This window comes from Mesorhizobium sp. RSR565B, from assembly GCF_054719465.1.
In genome coordinates, this window is the sequence record NZ_JBTTIE010000001.1 from 4,724,614 (window position 1) to 4,741,759 (window position 17,146).

Sequence of the window (17,146 nt, forward strand, 5' to 3'; positions counted from 1 at the left end):
GCCAGCCGCGCCGATTCCGGCGCAGCCTCCTCTCTCACGGACCTGTCCATGCGTTTGTCGCAGTTTTTCCTGCCCATCCTGAAAGAAAATCCGCGCGAGGCCGAGATCGTCTCGCACCGGCTGATGCTGCGTGCCGGCATGATCCGCCAGCAGGGGCAGGGCAGCTTTTCCTGGCTGCCGCTAGGCAAGCTGGTGCTCGACAAGGTCTGCCGCATCATCCGCGAGGAGCAGAACCGCGCCGGCGCTCTGGAAATCCTGATGCCGACCATCCAGTCGGCCGATCTGTGGCGCGAAAGCGGCCGCTATGACGACTATGGCAAGGAGATGCTGCGCATCAAGGACCGGCAGGACCGCGACATGCTCTACGGTCCGACCAATGAGGAAGTGGTCACCGAAATCGTGCGCGCCTACGTCAAGTCCTACAAGGACTTGCCGCTAAACCTCTACCACATCCAGTGGAAGTTCCGCGACGAGGTGCGTCCGCGCTTCGGCGTCATGCGCTCGCGCGAATTCCTGATGAAGGACGCTTATTCCTTCGACCTCGATTTCGAGGGCGCCAAAGCCGCCTACAACCGCATGTTCGTATCCTATCTCCGAACGTTCACGCGCATGGGGCTGCAGGCCATTCCGATGCGAGCCGACACCGGGCCGATCGGCGGCGATCTCAGCCATGAATTCATCATCCTGGCCGACACCGGCGAGAGCCAGGTCTATTGCGACCGCGAATATCTGTCGCTGCAGGTGCCCGGCGAGAAAACCGACTTCGGCAATGACGGCGAGATCGCCGACATCGTCAAGACGTGGACGACGCCTTACGCCGCCACCGACGAGATGCATGACGAGGCGGCCTGGGACAAGCTTGGCGAAGCCGACCGGGTCTCGGCACGCGGCATCGAGGTCGGCCACATCTTCCATTTCGGCGACAAATATTCCAAGCCCATGGGCGCCAAGGTGACCGGGCCCGACGGCAAGGATCATTTCATTTCCGGCGGCTCCTACGGTATCGGTCCGTCGCGGCTGGTGGCGGCGATCATCGAGGCCAGCCATGACGATAACGGCATCATCTGGCCGGAAGCGGTGACGCCGTTCGACATCAGCCTGATCAACATGAAGGCCGGCGACGCCGAGTGCGACCGCGTCTGCGGCGAGCTCTACGCCGCCTTCACCAGCGCCGGCAAGGATGTGCTTTACGACGACACCGACCAGCGGCCGGGCGGCAAGTTCGCCACCGCGGACCTGATCGGCCTGCCCTGGCAGGTGATCGTCGGGCCGCGCGGCGTGGCCGCCGGCGAGATCGAGATCAAGAACCGCCGGACCGGCGAGCGCGAGACGCTGCCGGTCGCGGAGGCCAGGAAACGCTTCGGTGCAACCGCATGAGCGAAGCCGCGGCAGCGAAGTCTTCGGTAGCCCAGTCTCCGGTTGGCAAGTCTCCGGTCGCCAAGTCTCCGGTCACCAAGTCTCCGGTCGCCGGCCCGTTCTCCATGTTCGAACGCATGGTCGCCTGGCGTTATTTGCGGTCGCGCCGCAAGGAGACGGTGATCTCGGTCATCGCCTCGATCTCCTTCCTCGGCATCATGCTGGGCGTCGCCACGCTGATCGTCGTCATGGCTGTCATGAACGGGTTTCGAGCCGAACTTCTGACCCGCATCCTCGGCGTCAACGGCCATCTGATCGTGCAGCCGCTGGATTCGCCGCTTGAGGACTATGCGCAGGTCGCAGCCCGCATCAACGGCGTGGCCGGCGTCAAATACGCGATCCCGCTGATCGACGGCCAGGTGCTGGCGCAAGGCAATGTCGGCGGCGGCATGGGCGCGCTGGTGCGCGGTATCAGGGCCGAAGACCTCGGCAAGATCGCCATCGTCGCCCAGAACGTCAAGCAAGGCACGCTTGACGGCTTCGACTCCGGCGATGGCGTCGCCATCGGCAAGCGCATGGCGGAGAATCTCGGCCTTGTGCTCGGCGACACCATCACGCTGATCTCGCCGGACGGCGATGTGACGCCGATGGGCACGACGCCGCGGCTGAAGGGCTACAAGGTGGCGGCGATCTTCGAGGTCGGCATGTCGGAGTATGACAGCTCCATCGTCTACATGCCGTTTTCCGAAGCGCAGCTCTATTTCAACATGGACGGCAGGGCGCAGACGATCGAGATCTATGTCGACAACCCCGATAATGTTGACGCGCTGAAACCGCTGGTCGATGCGGCGGCGCAACGCCCGATCGACATGGTCGACTGGCGCCAGCGCAACGAGACGTTCTTTTCGGCGCTGCAGGTCGAGCGCAACGTCATGTTCATGATCCTGACGCTGATCGTGCTGGTGGCGGCGCTCAACATCATCTCCGGCCTGATCATGCTGGTGAAGGACAAGGGCCACGACATCGCCATCCTGCGCACGATGGGCGCCTCACGCGGCGCCATCCTGCGCATCTTCCTGATGACGGGTGCTGCGATCGGCGTCACCGGCACGCTGGCCGGCGTGCTGCTCGGGGTGCTCATCTGCACCAACATCGAATCGATCCGCCAGTTCTTCTCCTGGATGACCGGCAAGGTGCTGTTCAACCCGGAGCTCTATTTCCTCAGCCAGCTGCCGGCAAAGATGGACCCGCGCGAGACCACCTATGTCATCCTGATGGCGCTCGGCCTGTCCTTCCTGGCAACGGTGTTTCCGGCATGGCGCGCCGCACGGCTCGATCCGGTCGAGGCCTTGAGATACGAATGAAGTCCGAGATCATTATCGAGCTGAAGAGCGTCGAGCGGCACTATGTCCAGGGGCCGCGCAAGCTCACCATTTTGAACGGCGCCGACTTTTCGCTGAAGCGCGGCGAGATGGTGGCGCTGGTGGCGCCGTCGGGCACCGGCAAGTCGACGCTGCTCCATACGGCGGGCCTGCTCGAGCGCCCCGACGCCGGTGACGTCATTCTGGCCGGCCGCGCCTGCGGACGGCTCTCCGACGACGAACGCACGGCGATCCGCCGCAACGATGTCGGCTTCGTCTATCAGTTCCATCATCTGCTGCCGGAGTTTTCGGCACTGGAAAACATCATGATGCCGCAGCTGATCAAAGGGCTTTCGCGCAAGGAGGCGTCGGAGCGCGCATCACAGCTGCTCGACTATATGCAGATCGGCAAGCGCGCGTCGCACCGGCCGTCGGAACTGTCCGGCGGCGAGCAGCAGCGCGTCGCCATTGCCCGCGCGGTCGCCAACGCGCCCTTGCTGCTGCTCGCCGACGAGCCGACCGGCAATCTCGACCCGGTCACCGCGTCCTATGTGTTCGAGGCGCTCGGCGCGCTGGTCAAGCAGTCCGGCCTTGCCGCGCTGATCGCCACCCACAATCACGAACTCGCCTCGCGCATGGACCGGCGGGTGACGCTGGCGGACGGCAAGGTCGTTCCGTCGTAGGCCCCAACTTCGTCATCCTAGGGCGAAGCAGGAGCGGAGCTCCGTCGCGAAGACGCTAGGATGACGAAGTGATTGGGGCGTGTCGGCCATGCGATGCGCCCTCCGTCAACACTGTCGTCACCCCGTCAACCTTTCCTTAACCCTGCTCAAACCGGCTGTCAGGATTCGTCGGCATGCCGTCTCCTGATCGTTGACATTCGAACAAAATCAGAACAAAATACGAACATAGCAACAACAGGAGAGAGTTATGAGCGATCTTGTTCAGGACGTCGTTTCGTTGGTGTGCATGAGTGCGTTTCTGGTTTCCATGGCCGTCTGGATCGGCGCCATGTGATGCAACTGCTGTTCGCTGCAGTGTTTTAGGCGGGCAGGAGGGGCGTTGTGCCGTTAAGCCTTTCTTGCCGCCGTGCCGCTAGACTGCCCTGCCAAATACAGGGAGCAAAAACCTCAGGTGTCGCCGATCGTGACGGCCCTTCTGGTGGCCGGTAATCTCGGATTGATTTTCCTTTTGATGACTGCGCCGCTCGGTTTGCGCACGGTGAGGCTCAGCCGCGTGATTACGATGGACCGGCAGCGCCTCTGGCAGGCGCTGTGGCCGCTAGGCAGCGATGCCGGCTGGTCCGGCGAGATACTCTCGGCCCAGCCGCTGGACGGGCAGGGCACGGCCCGCATCCTGCTGTCGTGGGAAGGCCGCGACGGCCAGCCGATCGAGCGCAGGTCGCGCTTCGAGGACGTCGTCGAAGGCAGTCGTTTTTCGATGCGGGTCATCGAGGATACCGCGCTCGACGCGTCGTTCTGGAAGGATTTTTATGAGACCACCGAACTCACCTCGGAAGGTGCCGGCACGCGGGTGACGCTCAGTCAGACCGATCGCTATCGCGGCGTCGCCTTCCTGGTGTTCCGCTACTTCGCCATGCGCCGCGAGCTCGGCAAGCTGGAGATCTGGGCGAGGACCGGACAGTATCGCAAGGGCGGCTGGTTCGAGCATCCGCTGAGCCAGGTCGGTTTCGCCGTTCTGTCGGCTTTCATCCTTTGGCCGTTCTTCGGGCTCAATCTCGGCGGCCTGGCGCTGGCCGCGATCCTGACCTCGGTGGTTGCCCTGCATGAGCTCGGCCACATGGCGGCCTTTCGGCTAACCGGTCATCGCAAGGCGCGGATGATCTTTATCCCGCTGCTCGGCGGCATCGCCATTGGCGGCCGGCCTTATGACAGCCGCTTCGAGGTCGCCTTCGTGGCGCTGATGGGCGCTGGTTTTTCCGCGTTCCTGGTACCGCTGCTGATCGTCGCCAGCGGGCTCGCATCCGGCGAGGGACATCGGCTCGCCGCGGCCCTTCTGGCGACGCTTGCCGGCTTTGCCGCGCTGTTCAACATCGCCAATCTGGTGCCGGTGTGGAAATTCGACGGCGGTCAGGTGCTGCGCCAGATCTGCCCGGGGCCGGTCGCCCTGGCGCTCGCCTCGTTTTCCCTGCTCTCGGCCTTGCTATGGCTTGGCTGGCTGGCCGGCTTTTCCCAAAGCTTTCTGCTGGTGGCGGGCGCCGTCTTTGCCATCCTCAGCCTGATGACAGTGGGTAGCGGGGTAAAACCGCGCCACGAATTGAAGCCGATCCGCATCTTCGACCGTTTCGCCATGGCCGGCGCGCTGCTGGCCGTCTTCGCCATTCACGGTTTCGGGCTGTTGTGGGCCTCGGCGCGGTTGCTTTGAGCGTTGGTCGAGGCGAGACTCAGCCGGCCTTGCGAGCCGGTTCTGCAGAAGTTGACTCCGCTGCCCCGAAAACATCCTCGAAGGCGGATTTCAGCGCCAGGTCGAAATCGCCCATGGTCACGGGCAGGCCGAGGTCGACGAGGCTGGTGACGCCGTGATCCGGCACGCCGCATGGCACGATGCCGCTGAAATGGCTGAGATCCGGCTCGACATTGACGGCAATGCCATGAAAGCTCACCCAGCGCCGCAGCCGGATGCCGATGGCCGCGATCTTGTCTTCAGCCGGCGAGCCGTCGGGCAGGGACGGGCGCTCGGGCCGCACCACCCAGACTCCGACGCGGTCCTCGCGGCGTTCGCCGCGCACATTGAAGGCGGCAAGCGTGCCGATGATCCACTGCTCGAGCGCGGCGACGAAGGCGCGCACATCCTCGCGCCGGCGCTTCAGGTCAAGCATGACATAGGCAACCCGCTGCCCCGGCCCGTGATAGGTGTATTCGCCGCCGCGCCCCGCGGCAAAGACCGGGAAACGGTCGGGGTCGATCAAGTCCTCGATGCGGGCGCTGGTGCCGGCGGTGTAAAGCGGCGGATGCTCGACCAGCCAGACCATCTCGGCGGCCGCACCCGTGCGGATCGCCTCGGCGCGCGCTTCCATCAGGGCCAGCGCATCGGTGTAGCCGGTCAGGCCGGGCTCGATGCGCCATTCGACCGGCGCCGAACCCGGCAAGGGCAGGAACGACGTGGCGATCTGGCTGCGTTCGGTCATGGCTTTTTCGTTTTTCGCGTGACGCACGCCGGCTTGGCGAAACCGGCTTGCGCTCTGGGGCCAAATGCATTTGCCCTTCATATGGCGGTATCCGGCTGAAACGTCCAGTTCGCCACGCATTTCGGCCTTCGCGCACGACCCCGAAGATAGGAACGATCTTCGGAAAGGATCATGCGCCAAATCAAAGTGCTGCAGCGTCCTTTGCGCGTCCCACAGGACGCGCGGCGCTGTAGAGGCCGATATGCCAATTTGCGGCGATTATTGCGCGCCGCGCCCTTGTTTCGCCGGAAACGATTTGCTACACGCCGCGAGCCGGTTCGTTCCGGCTCCTACCACGGGCGGTCGTGGCGGAATTGGTAGACGCGCAGCGTTGAGGTCGCTGTGGGGCAACCCGTGGAAGTTCGAGTCTTCTCGACCGCACCATAATTTTTCGGCCATTGAAATCATTGCGACTTCTCAGGCCGTCGACGCCAAATCATCGCCTTTGGCGCTTGAACCGGCCGCAGCAGAGTTGCAACAAGAGGTCGCAGAGCCGCACGCGAACGCCGCTTGGCTCGCACCGGCCAGCCTCCTGCACCCGAGTCCCCGGCTTTGCCGGTGGCGGGGCAGGGGATGTGGGCGACCTAAGCGGCGCGTCGTTGAGGGAAATGGAGACCCGGGCGGGCTCGACGAGGGTCAACGGCCGTCACGACGGTGTGGTGGTGATCGCAATAGACGCGATCCGGCGACGTTGGCCCGGCACAAAAACGGTAGCCACCGGGTACCGAGCGGTCTTCGCTCACCGGAAAGCGGCACTGGTTGAGGCCTAGCTGAATGAGGGGGACGTCTCTAGACGCTGGTCTGATATTTTCATGCATGATGGTTTTCAGTTTCCTGGTTCATAGCCATTGCCGGCCGACGGCCGCAGTGCGACCCGCCGGAGCGAGCTTCTCTCGTTTTGGAGGGCTGTGGACCACATATGGTGCTGATCGTACCGTCAAAGAAGCCCGGCGCCCCGCTTCTTCAGCCAAATCGTTTGCGACTTAAGGCCACACCCGCGAGCGCCCGAAGCAGTAACGACGCGCCGGCAAATCCCGGCCGGACAGGTCATAGCCTCAGTCCGTCGCCGCCGATCGGTTGAAGACGATGGTGACCCTGGTTCCCTCGCCGGCACTCGACTTGACGTCGAATTGCGCCTTGGCATTTTCGGTCAGCGACCGCGCGATCAAGGAGCCGAGCTTGCCGGGCCTGGGCCAGGTCTCACCCGTCGGCAGACCGATCCCATCATCGGCGACAGTCACCCGGCAACCATCGCCGCTGACGACGCTGTGCAGCGTGATCGTGCCGCCATCGCGCCCGACGAATGCATGTTTGAGAGCGTTGGTCAGCAACTCATTGACGACCAGGCCTGTCGGCATGGCAACGTTGATGGATACCGGATAGGTATCCACCTTAAGGTCGAGGCGGATACCTTCGACTGCGTGCGACGCCATGACGGCGGACGCGATCTGGCTGAGATACACGCCAAGATCCACCTCATCCTTCTGCTGGTCAGCCGACAATGTCTGGTAGAGGATTGCCAATGCGTCTACCCGGCCGGCAAGCCTTTCGAAACGCTTCTGGTCCGGTTCGGTGGCGTTGCGGGTTTCCATCCGGATCAAAGCGGTGATCATCTGCAGATTGTTTTTCACCCGATGCTGCAGTTCGCGCAACAGGGTGTCCTTCTCCCGGATGAGCTCCTCCGCGGGTCGCGCGTCCTCGGTCTCACCGTGTGCCGTGACGTCGACAAGCGCCACCAGCCGGAAGCAGAGCTTGCCGTTGTCGTCCTCGATAACGTTGGAATAAACGTCGACGATTGCCGGCTTGTCCTCGCCGCGCTCGAGGCGAAATGTGCCGACGAAATCGGTGTCTTCAACGACAGCCTCGGCGAGCGGCCTGTCCTTCTGCCGATGAAGCCCCCTGCCGGAAAGGGCCGCCCAGTTTTCCCGCGCAAGCTTCGGCGCCTTGAGGTCCGAGAGCTTCTCGAATTCGGGATTGGCGTAGACGACACGTTCCTTCGCGATCAATTCCGAGACGGCGATCGCGATCGGCATCTGGTCGAGAAATTTCTTGAACTGGTCGCTTTCCAGCGCGGTGGCGAGGTCAGGCGTATCGAGCAATTGCTCGACAGCGTCAGCCTTATCGGAGTCTGTCATCTCGGCGCCTGCGTGATGCGTGGAAGCCATCAATATCAGGCATGCAATTCACCCGCCATCTCCAATATCGAAGGGGATACGACAGCGTCACTACTGGTGCGGGCCGCGTCGCGCAGCGCTCCACCGCCTGCCGCTCACGAACGAATTGGACAGAAGGCATTTTTCTCAGGGCCGCCGAACTTTGAAAAGAAATGTCTATGGAATTTGTAGAATTACGCTTTGAATGGGATCTCGGTACTGCTCGCAAGCCTTGGCGGCCTTCGCCTCCTGAGCTGAGATCAGTGCTCTCGTTGCCAAGCAAGTCGGCTCCCGATGAGGGAGTTGCTCCGCCGATCGCTATGCGGCCGGCAGACGGCGGAGCATTGCCACCAGCCCGCGGCTTTAGAGGAAGAGGTTCCCATGACCAGACTTACCCCCGTAGAGCAGATCATCCCGGTTTCCGATATTGTCCCGCTTACCGGACGCGTCGGCGCAGAGATCAGGAACATTCGGCTCTCCGGCGACCTGCCACAGCAGACGGTCGCGGCGATCAACCAGATCCTGTTGCGGCACAAGGTGGTGTTCTTCCGCGACCAGGCGCATCTCGACGATGCCGGGCAGGAGCGCTTTGCCCAGCGTCTCGGCGACCTCGTCCCGCATCCGACCCAAGGTCCCGTCAAGGGAACGGCGTCCATTCTCGAACTCGATTCCAGCCGTGGCGGCGGTCGCGCCGACCAATGGCATACCGATGTCACCTTCGTCGACGCCTATCCGAAATTCTCCGTTCTTCGCGGCGTCGTCATACCGCCGGCCGGCGGCGACACCATCTGGTCGAACACCGCGGCCGCCTACCAGGACCTGCCCGAGCCGTTGAAACTGCTCGCCGACAATCTCTGGGCGGTGCACAGCAACGCCTACGATTACGCCGCGGTGCGGCCGCGTGCGAGCGCCGCGGAAAAGAAGCACTTCGAGGAAATCTTCACCTCGACGATCTACGAGACCGAGCATCCCGTTGTCCGCGTCCATCCCGAAACAGGCGAGCGCACGCTGCTGCTCGGCAATTTCGTGCAACGGCTGATCGGTCTTTCCAAAAGCGATTCAGCGAAGCTCTACGAGGTGTTCCAGTCCTATGTCACGGCGCCGGAGAACACCGTGCGCTGGCGCTGGAAGGCCGGCGATGTGGCGATCTGGGATAACCGCGCGACGCAACACTACGCCGTCAACGATTACGGCGACCAGCACCGGGTGGTCCGTCGCGCCACGGTCGACGGCGACGTTCCGGTCAGCGTCGACGGCCGCCGCAGCGCCACCCGCACCAAGGTCGCGAAGCCGGCAGCCGACAAGGCGGCATGAGGCGCGGTCGAACGCGAAGGCCGCTGTTCAGGCGGCCTTCTTCATCCCCGCCAGCGTCTCTGCAACCACCTCACCAAACGACGACGGCGTCGGCACGATGATCACGCCGGCTTCTTTCAAGATTTCCACCTTTTCCTGCGCCGACTCGCCGAAGGCCGAGATGATGGCGCCGGCGTGGCCCATGCGGCGGCCTTTGGGGGCGGAGAGGCCGGCGATGTAGGCGATGAGCGGCTTCCTCATATTGTCGCGCGCCCAGATGGCCGCTTCGGCTTCCTGCGGTCCGCCGATCTCGCCGATCATCACCACGGCGTCGGTGTCGTCATCCTGTTCGAACAGTTTCAGCATGTCCTTGAAGGACGAGCCGTTGATCGGGTCGCCGCCAATGCCAACGCTGGTCGACACGCCGATGCCGAGCGACTTCATCTGCGACGCCGCCTCGTAGCCGAGCGTTCCGGAGCGGCCGACGATGCCGACGCGGCCAGGCAGATAGATGCTGCCGGGCATGATGCCGATCAGCGCCTGTCCGGGCGTGATGACGCCGGCGCAGTTCGGGCCGATCAGCCGCATGCGGTCCTCGTAGCGGTAGCGCAGCATGTAGCGCTTGACCTGCATCATGTCCTGCGACGGGATGCCGTCGGTGATGCAGACGCAGAGTTTTATGCCGGCGTCGGCCGCTTCCATGATCGAATCGGCGGCAAAAGGCGGCGGCACGAAGACGATGCTGGCCTCCGCGCGGGTCTCGCGCACCGCGCCCTTGACCGTGTTGAAGACGGGCAGGCCAAGATGCTTCTGGCCGCCTTTGCCGGGCGTAACGCCGCCGACCAGCTTGGTGCCGTAGCGCTTCATGTCCTCGGCATGGAAGCTGCCGATCTTGCCGGTGAACCCCTGGACGATGACGCGGGTGCTGCGGTTGAGCAGGATTGCCATTTTCTCGACCTCCCTAGAGCATGATGCCGAAAAGTGTGAAGCGGTTTTCGGACGACATCATGCTCCATCTGTTTGATTTTAGAGACGGATTCAGATTTCAGGTCGATTCGACCTGAAATCATCCGGCTCTAGGCTGCTTTTTTCTTGGTGGCCGCGCGCCAGGCAGCGACGGCTTTTTCGGCGGCTTCGGCCAGCGTGTCGGCAACGATTACCGCCTCGCCGGAATCGGCCAGGATGCGGCGGCCTTCCTCGGCCTTGGTGCCGGAGAGACGGACCACCAGCGGCACGTTGACGCCGACCTCGCGTATCGCCTTGATGATGCCTTCGGCGACCCAGTCGCAGCGGTTGATGCCGGCGAAGATGTTGACCAGGATGGTCTCGACATTCTTGTCGCCGAGCACGGCGCGGAAGGATTTCGCCACCCGCTCCGGCGAGGCGCCGCCACCGATGTCGAGGAAGTTGGCCGGTTCGCCGCCGGCGATCTTGATCATGTCCATGGTCGCCATGGCGAGCCCTGCGCCATTGATGATGCAGCCGATGTTGCCGTCGAGGCCGACATAGGAGAGGCCACGGTCGCTGGCAAAAGTTTCGCGCGGATCTTCCTGGCTTTTGTCGCGCAGCTCGGAGATTTCCGGCCGGCGGAACAACGCGTTCTCGTCGAACGACATTTTGGCGTCGAGCGCGATCAGATTGCCGTCGCGGGTCACCACCAGCGGATTGATCTCCAGCATCGAGGCGTCGTAGTCGCGGAACACCTGATAGCAGGCGAAGATGGTTTCGGTCGCCTTGCCGATCAGATTGTGGTCGAGGCCGAGCCCGAAGGCGATCTCGCGCGCCTGGAAACGCTGCATGCCGACGCCGGGATCGACCGATGTGCGCAGGATGGAGTTCGGTGCCTTCTCGACGATGTCCTCGATCTCCATGCCGCCGGCAGCGGACGCCACGATCATGACGCGCTCTTCCTTGCGGTCGAGCACGAAGCCGACATAGAGCTCCTGCGCGATATCGACGGCTTCCTCGAGATACAGGCGCGAAATCAGCTTGCCGCGCGGGTCGGTCTGCTGTGTCACCAGCTTGCGGCCGAGCATGCCCTCGGCCGCGCTGGAAATCTCCTCGTCATTGGCGCACAGTTTGATGCCGCCGGCCTTGCCGCGGGCGCCGGAATGCACCTGCGCCTTCAGCACCCATTTGGCGCCGCCGATCTCGCGGGCCCTGTAGGTCGCCTGCTCGGGGCTGTAGGCCAGCCCGCCGCGCGGCACATGCACGCCGTGGCGTGCCAGCAGTTCCTTGGCCTGATATTCGTGGATGTCCATTTTGTCCTCCCTGAACAGTCAATGCGTGGCGACGCGCGGCTCGCTAGAGAATTGGCTGGCCCGTTCGATTGCCTCGTTGACCACCAGAACATTGCGCGCCATGCGTTCCGACGCTGCGTCGATCATCTTGCCGTCGAGTGCGGCCGCTCCCTTGCCCTGCGCCTCCGCCTCCTTCAGCACTTCGAGGATGCGCCGGGCGCGGGTGACCTCTTTTTCCGGTGGAGAGAAGACGTCGTTGGCAAGCGCGATCTGCGAGGGGTGGATCGCCCACTTGCCTTCGATGCCCAGCGCCGCCGCGCGCCTGGCGCCAGCGATGTAGCCCTCCGGATCGGAGAAGTCGCCGAACGGCCCGTCAATGGCGCGCAAGCCATAGGCGCGGCAGGCGACGGTCATGCGCGACAGAGCGAAATGCCACTGATCGCCGGGATAGTCGGGGTTGAGGCCGCCAATGTTGACCGTGCGCGCCTTGCAGCTTGCCGCATAGTCGGCGACGCCGAAATGCATGGCTTCCAGCCGGCCGGGTGTCGCGGCAATCGCCTCGACATTGGCCATGCCGAGCGCGGTCTCGATCAGCGCTTCGAGGCCGACGCGGGTCCTGAAACCCTTTGCCATCTCGATCTGGTTGACCATGGCCTCGACCATGTAGAGGTCGGCCGGCACGCCGACCTTCGGCACCAAAATGGTGTCCAGCCGGTCACCGGCCTGCTCCATGACGTCAACCACGTCGCGGTACATGTAGTGCGTGTCGAGGCCGTTGATGCGCACCGAGACGGTCTTGCCCTTGGCGCGCCAGTCGATGTCGTTGAGCGCCTGGATGATGTTCTTGCGGGCGCGTTCCTTGTCGGGCGGGGCGACCGCATCCTCGATGTCGAGGAAGATGAAGTCGGCGGCGCTGTTGGCCGCCTTGTCGATCATTTCCGGGCTGGAGCCTGGAACCGCCAGCTCGCTGCGCTGCAGCCGTAATTTCTTGAGGTGGTTGATGGTGTGGCTCATTGTCGGCTCCTCAGGCGGCTTCGGCGACCGGCACGGCGGCCGAGGCGCGGAAGTGCTGGATGGCGGCGCCGACGCCGGAGCCGGGCGCCAGCCGTACGCCGCAGTCGAGCAGCGCCATTTCGGCGGCCGAGAGCGAGGCCAGCACCATCACCTCGTTCAGCCAGCCGAGATGGCCGATGCGGAAGACCTTGCCGATCACCTTGTTGAGGCCGCCGCCGAGCGCGGTCTGGTATTTCTGGTAGGCGCGCTTGACCACATCGCCGCTGTCGACGCCGTCCGGCACCAGGATGGCGCTGACGGTGTCGGAGTGCCATTTAGGCGTCTTGGCGCAGAGCTTCAGGCCCCAGGCGTCGACCGCCTTGCGCACGCCTTCGGCGAGGCGATGGTGACGGGCGAAGATGTTTTCCAGCCCTTCCTCGGCGATCAGGTCGAGCGAGGCGCGCAGGCCGCGCAGCAGCTGAGTAGCCGGCGTATAAGGGAAATAGCCGGCGTCGTTGGCGCGGATCATATCTTCGAAGGAGAAGAAACAGCGGCGGTGGGTGGCGCTCCGCGAGGCCACCAGCGCCTTCTTGCTGACGGAGAGGAAACCGAGGCCGGCGGGCAGCATGAAACCCTTCTGCGAGCCGCTGACCGCGCAATCGACGCCCCATTCCTCCTGGCGAAAGTCGATCGAGCCGATCGACGAGACGCCGTCGACGAAGAGCAAAGCAGGGTGGTTGGCGTCATCGAGCGCGGCGCGGCAGCCGGCGACGTCGCTGGTCACGCCGGTCGCGGTCTCGTTTTGGGTGCAGAAGACTGCCTTGATGCGGTGCGCCTTGTCGGCCCTGAGCCGCTCGGCATAGAGCTCGAGCGGCACGCCGGTTCCCCATTCGCAGTCGATGACATCGACCTCGAAGCCGAGCCGTTCGGCCATGTCGACCCACAGATGCGAGAACTGGCCGAAGCGCGACATCAGCACGCGGTCACCGGGGCTGAGCACATTGGTCATCGCCGCTTCCCAGGCGCCGGTGCCGGAGGAGGGATAGATGAAGACGCGGCCGGTCTCGTTCTTGAACACCGTCTTGATGTCTTCGAACAGCGGTAGCGTGAGATCGGGGAAGGATGCTGCACGCATGTCCTCCATCGGCAGGTTCATCGCCTGGCGGACCTGTTCGGGAATGTTGGTCGGTCCGGGAATGAAAAGATGGGTGAAACCGGCCATGTCGCGAACTCCTCCTGATCCAGCAAAGCGGTGATGGGGAGTTTCGTTTCGACGGCTAATGGCAACAACACCTCAAGAGGTAACATCTTGCCGCGCGCGGGTGGGGGTTGCCTACCCGGGTGACCTACCCGCGGCTCATCGCTTTCCTACCCGAACGGCTGCTTCTGGGTACGCCGCTCGCGCGCATAGAGCGCGACGGCCATCGCCCGGTTGCGGACGTCGAGCTTGTCGTAGAGATTCTTGAGGTGATACTTCACCGTGTTCTCGGAAATCCCCGTACGCGTCGCGATCTGCAAATTGGTCCAGCCGTCGGACAGCACGGCCAGCAGTTCGCGCTCGCGCACGGTGAGCAGCGACAAGGGCGTGTCGTTGACCTTATTGATGTCGATGTAGGGGATGCAGATGCGTCCATGCGCGACGGCCAGGATGGTCTCGAAGATGATCGCTGGATCGTCGAACTGGAAGCAGTAGCCCTGGGCGCCGAGGCGCACGCACTGCTTCAGGATGCCGATGTCGTGGTCGTTGGAAAACACCGCGATGCGCACGCCGAGCTTGCGGCTGTGAACCTCGGCCAGCACATCGGCGCCGTCCATGTCGGCAAGCTTCCACCCGATGATTGCGACGTCGAATTCGCCTTCCGCTGCCAACTCAAGAAAATGCCTGCCGCTTTGCACGCAGGCCAGGAGCTCGAAGCGCCCGTCGCAGTCCAGCATGTCGCGCAGCGCCGATATCACGAGCGGATTGCGTTCGGCCACGACCACGCGCACGCGCCGTTCCTCGATTGCTTTCTGCGTCTGCGACCTGATCTTCAAGGGCTTCCGGCTGTTCTGGTTGTCGCCTGGGCGGGTCCGGCCTTTGCCTGAACCTGCATCATGACAATTCTGCCCCAACCGTGCTGGGGTGCTCTTTCCCCAGCGACATGCGCTGTCGCGCCGCCTGAATCCTGGGCGGCGTCATATCCTGATGAAATCGCTCTCGCCCATATGCAGGGCGGGGCGCATTTCGTTTGATATTACCGTGCGTTGCGCGCTAGACCTGACAGGCACCTTTTCCGAAATTCCCATGGCGGGAGCCGCTGGTGGAACGCCAGGACGACCACACGACCGGCGCCAAAGCCGCTGACGATGCCCACGCCGACATCTATGGCGAGGACGGCGCCGTTCTGTCATCATTCCTCGCCCAGATCGGGGCGGCGATCGCCGATCGCGATACGCTGACGCTGAAGCGCGAAGTCGACGACCTGCACCAGTCGGAACTTGGCGATCTGCTCGAGGCCCTGCACCCCGAACAGCGTCGCGCCCTTGTCGAACTGCTCGGCGCCGACTTCGACTTCTCGTCGCTGACCGAGGTCGACGAGGCGATCCGCCGCGATATCGTCGACAATATGCCCAATGAGCAAATTGCCCAGGGCATGCAGGACCTCGATTCCGACGACGCGGTCTACATTCTCGAAGATCTTGAAAAGGAAGACCAGGACGAGATCCTGTCGCAGCTGCCGTTCACCGAGCGGATCAGGCTGCGCCGCTCGCTCGACTACCCGGAAGAGACCGCCGGCCGCCGCATGCAGACCGAGTTCGTCGCCGTGCCGCCGTTCTGGACCATAGGCCAGACCATCGACTACATGCGCGAAGACAAGAACCTGCCCGAGCGGTTCAGCCAGATCTTCGTCATCGATCCAAGCTTCAAGTTGCTCGGCGCCATCGACCTCGACCAGATCCTGCGCACCAAGCGCACGACCAAGGTCGGAGACGTGATGCACGAGACGAGGCACGCCATTCCGGCCACCATGGACCAGGAAGAGGCGGCGCGGGACTTCGAGCAATACGATCTTCTGTCCGCCGCCGTCGTCGACGAGAACGAGCGGCTGGTCGGCGTGCTGACCATCGACGACGTCGTCGACGTCATCCAGCAGGAGGCCGAGGAAGATCTGCTGCGCATGGGCGGCGTCGGCGACGAAGAGTTGTCCGACAGCATTCTTTCGACCTCGCGCTCGCGCGTTCCCTGGCTGCTGGTCAACCTGTTGACGGCGTTCCTGGCGGCGTCGGTGATCGGCCTGTTCGACCGCACCATCGAGCACATCGTGGCACTGGCCGTGCTGATGCCGATCGTGGCCGGCATGGGCGGCAATGCCGGTTCGCAGACCATGACCGTCACGGTACGCGCGCTGGCGACCAGGGATCTCGACATCTACAATGCCGGCCGCATCATCCGCCGCGAAATGGGCGTGGGTTCCATCAACGGCATCATCTTCGCCGTGCTGATCGGCATCGTCGCGGCCGTCTGGTTCCGCGATGCCAATCTGGGCGGCATCATAGCGGCGGCGATGATCATCAACATGTTCGTGGCAGCCCTTGCCGGTATCCTGATCCCGCTATTGCTCGACCGGTTCAAGATCGATCCGGCGGTGGCGTCGGCGGTTTTCGTCACCACCGTCACCGACGTCGTTGGCTTCTTTGCCTTCCTGGGGCTGGCCACCTGGTGGTTCGCTATCCCTTGAGAAAGAGGCGTTGCGGGCTCAATTGACTTTTACGTAAATGTGGTGCGAGGCTTGCGCGGGGTTTCATGCCGAGTCCGGCTTGGAACGGGGTTGATCGGAATGCGTTGGAAATCCCGGGCGACCGGGCGTTTTCCGATGTTCCGACATTTGGAGCAAAGATGCGGGAATATTATTCGATCACCGAACTGACCCGCGAATTCGACGTGTCGACGCGGACGCTGCGCTTCTACGAGGATGAGGGGCTGGTGCAACCGGTCCGGCGGGGCCGCACAAGGCTGTTTCGCCCATCTGACCGGCATCTGATCCGCCAGATCATGCGCGGGAAACGGCTCGGCTTCTCGATCAACGAGATCCGCGAAATCATCCAGATGTATAAGGAACCGCCCGGCGAGGTCGGTCAACTCAAGCTGATGATCAAGCGCATCGAGGAAAAGCGCGAGGATCTCAGGCAGAAGCGCCGCGATCTCGAGGAGACGCTGGCGGAGCTCGACCAGGCTGAGGAGTCTTGCGTCGAGCGGCTGGTGGAGCTGGGGGTTAATACCTGAGCGGACCGTCGAGCGTTTGCGCGCCCGTCGCAAACGTTCGCGATTAGCGGAGGCCTTCCACACTTCGTCATTCTAGGGCGAAGCAGGAGCGAAGCTCCGTCGCGGAGACCCTAGAATCCATTCCGTGACATCGGTCGTGGAGTGCAGCGGTAGCGAATTCTGGACCATAGCAACGCTCTGGAGTCGCGGCATGGATCCTCGGGTCTGTGCTGCGTCGCTACGCTCCTTGCTCCGCCCGTGGATGACGAAGAAACGGATGCGCCAGCTAATCGCCAAGGTATACACCCCTGCCACGCCGC

Annotated in this window: 15 protein-coding genes and 1 tRNA gene; 8 read left to right on the top strand and 8 right to left on the bottom strand. The window is 63.4% G+C overall.

Annotated elements, in window-relative coordinates:
• The first annotated feature begins 48 nt into the window (after positions 1 to 48).
• The 4 genes from proS to ACYG9R_RS22685 all read left to right on the top strand — a co-directional run bounded on the left by proS (position 49) and on the right by ACYG9R_RS22685 (position 5,102).
• Entirely contained in the window at positions 49 to 1,377 is a 1,329-nt protein-coding gene (gene proS, locus ACYG9R_RS22670) for a proline--tRNA ligase (RefSeq protein WP_023823103.1), read from the top strand.
• A 104-nt stretch (positions 1,378 to 1,481) separates the two neighbouring features.
• Entirely contained in the window at positions 1,482 to 2,720 is a 1,239-nt protein-coding gene (locus tag ACYG9R_RS22675; RefSeq protein WP_027050260.1) for a lipoprotein-releasing ABC transporter permease subunit, read from the top strand.
• Positions 2,717 to 3,400, top strand: a complete 684-nt coding sequence (locus tag ACYG9R_RS22680) for an ABC transporter ATP-binding protein (RefSeq protein WP_023823102.1) — start codon at positions 2,717 to 2,719, stop codon at positions 3,398 to 3,400. Before ACYG9R_RS22675 ends, ACYG9R_RS22680 begins: the two co-directional genes overlap by 4 nt.
• A gap of 451 nt (positions 3,401 to 3,851) precedes the next feature.
• On the top strand, positions 3,852 to 5,102 hold the full coding sequence (locus ACYG9R_RS22685; protein WP_023823101.1) for a peptidase M50: 1,251 nt from the start codon (positions 3,852 to 3,854) through the stop codon (positions 5,100 to 5,102).
• A 19-nt stretch (positions 5,103 to 5,121) separates the two neighbouring features.
• Here the strand turns inward: ACYG9R_RS22685 and lipB are convergent, their stop codons facing one another.
• Entirely contained in the window at positions 5,122 to 5,865 is a 744-nt protein-coding gene (gene lipB / locus ACYG9R_RS22690; RefSeq protein ID WP_023670798.1) for a lipoyl(octanoyl) transferase LipB, read from the bottom strand.
• Between the two features lie 338 nt (positions 5,866 to 6,203).
• Between lipB and ACYG9R_RS22695 the strand changes: the two genes are divergently transcribed.
• A tRNA-Leu gene (locus ACYG9R_RS22695) sits at positions 6,204 to 6,288 on the top strand.
• 200 nt (positions 6,289 to 6,488) lie between these two features.
• Here ACYG9R_RS22695 and ACYG9R_RS22700 read toward each other — a convergent pair.
• Both ACYG9R_RS22700 and ACYG9R_RS22705 read right to left on the bottom strand, forming a co-directional pair.
• Positions 6,489 to 6,722: a GcrA family cell cycle regulator gene (locus ACYG9R_RS22700; RefSeq protein ID WP_081726779.1), complete on the bottom strand. Its 234-nt coding sequence runs from the start codon at positions 6,720 to 6,722 to the stop codon at positions 6,489 to 6,491.
• Between the two features lie 237 nt (positions 6,723 to 6,959).
• Complete coding sequence (locus ACYG9R_RS22705) at positions 6,960 to 8,039, bottom strand: sensor histidine kinase (protein WP_023823099.1); 1,080 nt, start codon at positions 8,037 to 8,039, stop codon at positions 6,960 to 6,962.
• Positions 8,040 to 8,438: 399 nt separating this feature from the next.
• Between ACYG9R_RS22705 and ACYG9R_RS22710 the strand changes: the two genes are divergently transcribed.
• On the top strand, positions 8,439 to 9,371 hold the full coding sequence (locus ACYG9R_RS22710; protein ID WP_023823098.1) for a TauD/TfdA dioxygenase family protein: 933 nt from the start codon (positions 8,439 to 8,441) through the stop codon (positions 9,369 to 9,371).
• A gap of 27 nt (positions 9,372 to 9,398) precedes the next feature.
• Here the strand turns inward: ACYG9R_RS22710 and sucD are convergent, their stop codons facing one another.
• From sucD to ACYG9R_RS22735, 5 genes are all read right to left on the bottom strand, one after another.
• On the bottom strand, positions 9,399 to 10,298 hold the full coding sequence (gene sucD / locus ACYG9R_RS22715; protein ID WP_023823097.1) for a succinate--CoA ligase subunit alpha: 900 nt from the start codon (positions 10,296 to 10,298) through the stop codon (positions 9,399 to 9,401).
• 128 nt (positions 10,299 to 10,426) lie between these two features.
• Entirely contained in the window at positions 10,427 to 11,611 is a 1,185-nt protein-coding gene (locus tag ACYG9R_RS22720; RefSeq protein ID WP_023712720.1) for a malate--CoA ligase subunit beta, read from the bottom strand.
• Positions 11,612 to 11,629: 18 nt separating this feature from the next.
• Positions 11,630 to 12,604: an HpcH/HpaI aldolase/citrate lyase family protein gene (locus tag ACYG9R_RS22725; protein ID WP_023670793.1), complete on the bottom strand. Its 975-nt coding sequence runs from the start codon at positions 12,602 to 12,604 to the stop codon at positions 11,630 to 11,632.
• A gap of 10 nt (positions 12,605 to 12,614) precedes the next feature.
• Entirely contained in the window at positions 12,615 to 13,805 is a 1,191-nt protein-coding gene (locus ACYG9R_RS22730; RefSeq protein WP_023731220.1) for an aminotransferase class V-fold PLP-dependent enzyme, read from the bottom strand.
• A 146-nt stretch (positions 13,806 to 13,951) separates the two neighbouring features.
• Positions 13,952 to 14,617, bottom strand: coding sequence for a response regulator transcription factor (locus ACYG9R_RS22735; RefSeq protein WP_023670791.1), 666 nt, complete (start codon positions 14,615 to 14,617; stop codon positions 13,952 to 13,954).
• Positions 14,618 to 14,883: 266 nt separating this feature from the next.
• On the opposite strand from ACYG9R_RS22735, the gene mgtE reads away from it, so the two are divergent.
• Both mgtE and ACYG9R_RS22745 read left to right on the top strand, forming a co-directional pair.
• Positions 14,884 to 16,302, top strand: coding sequence for a magnesium transporter (gene mgtE, locus ACYG9R_RS22740; protein WP_023670790.1), 1,419 nt, complete (start codon positions 14,884 to 14,886; stop codon positions 16,300 to 16,302).
• Between the two features lie 158 nt (positions 16,303 to 16,460).
• Positions 16,461 to 16,847: a MerR family transcriptional regulator gene (locus tag ACYG9R_RS22745; RefSeq protein WP_006203215.1), complete on the top strand. Its 387-nt coding sequence runs from the start codon at positions 16,461 to 16,463 to the stop codon at positions 16,845 to 16,847.
• Positions 16,848 to 17,146: the final 299 nt, after the last annotated feature.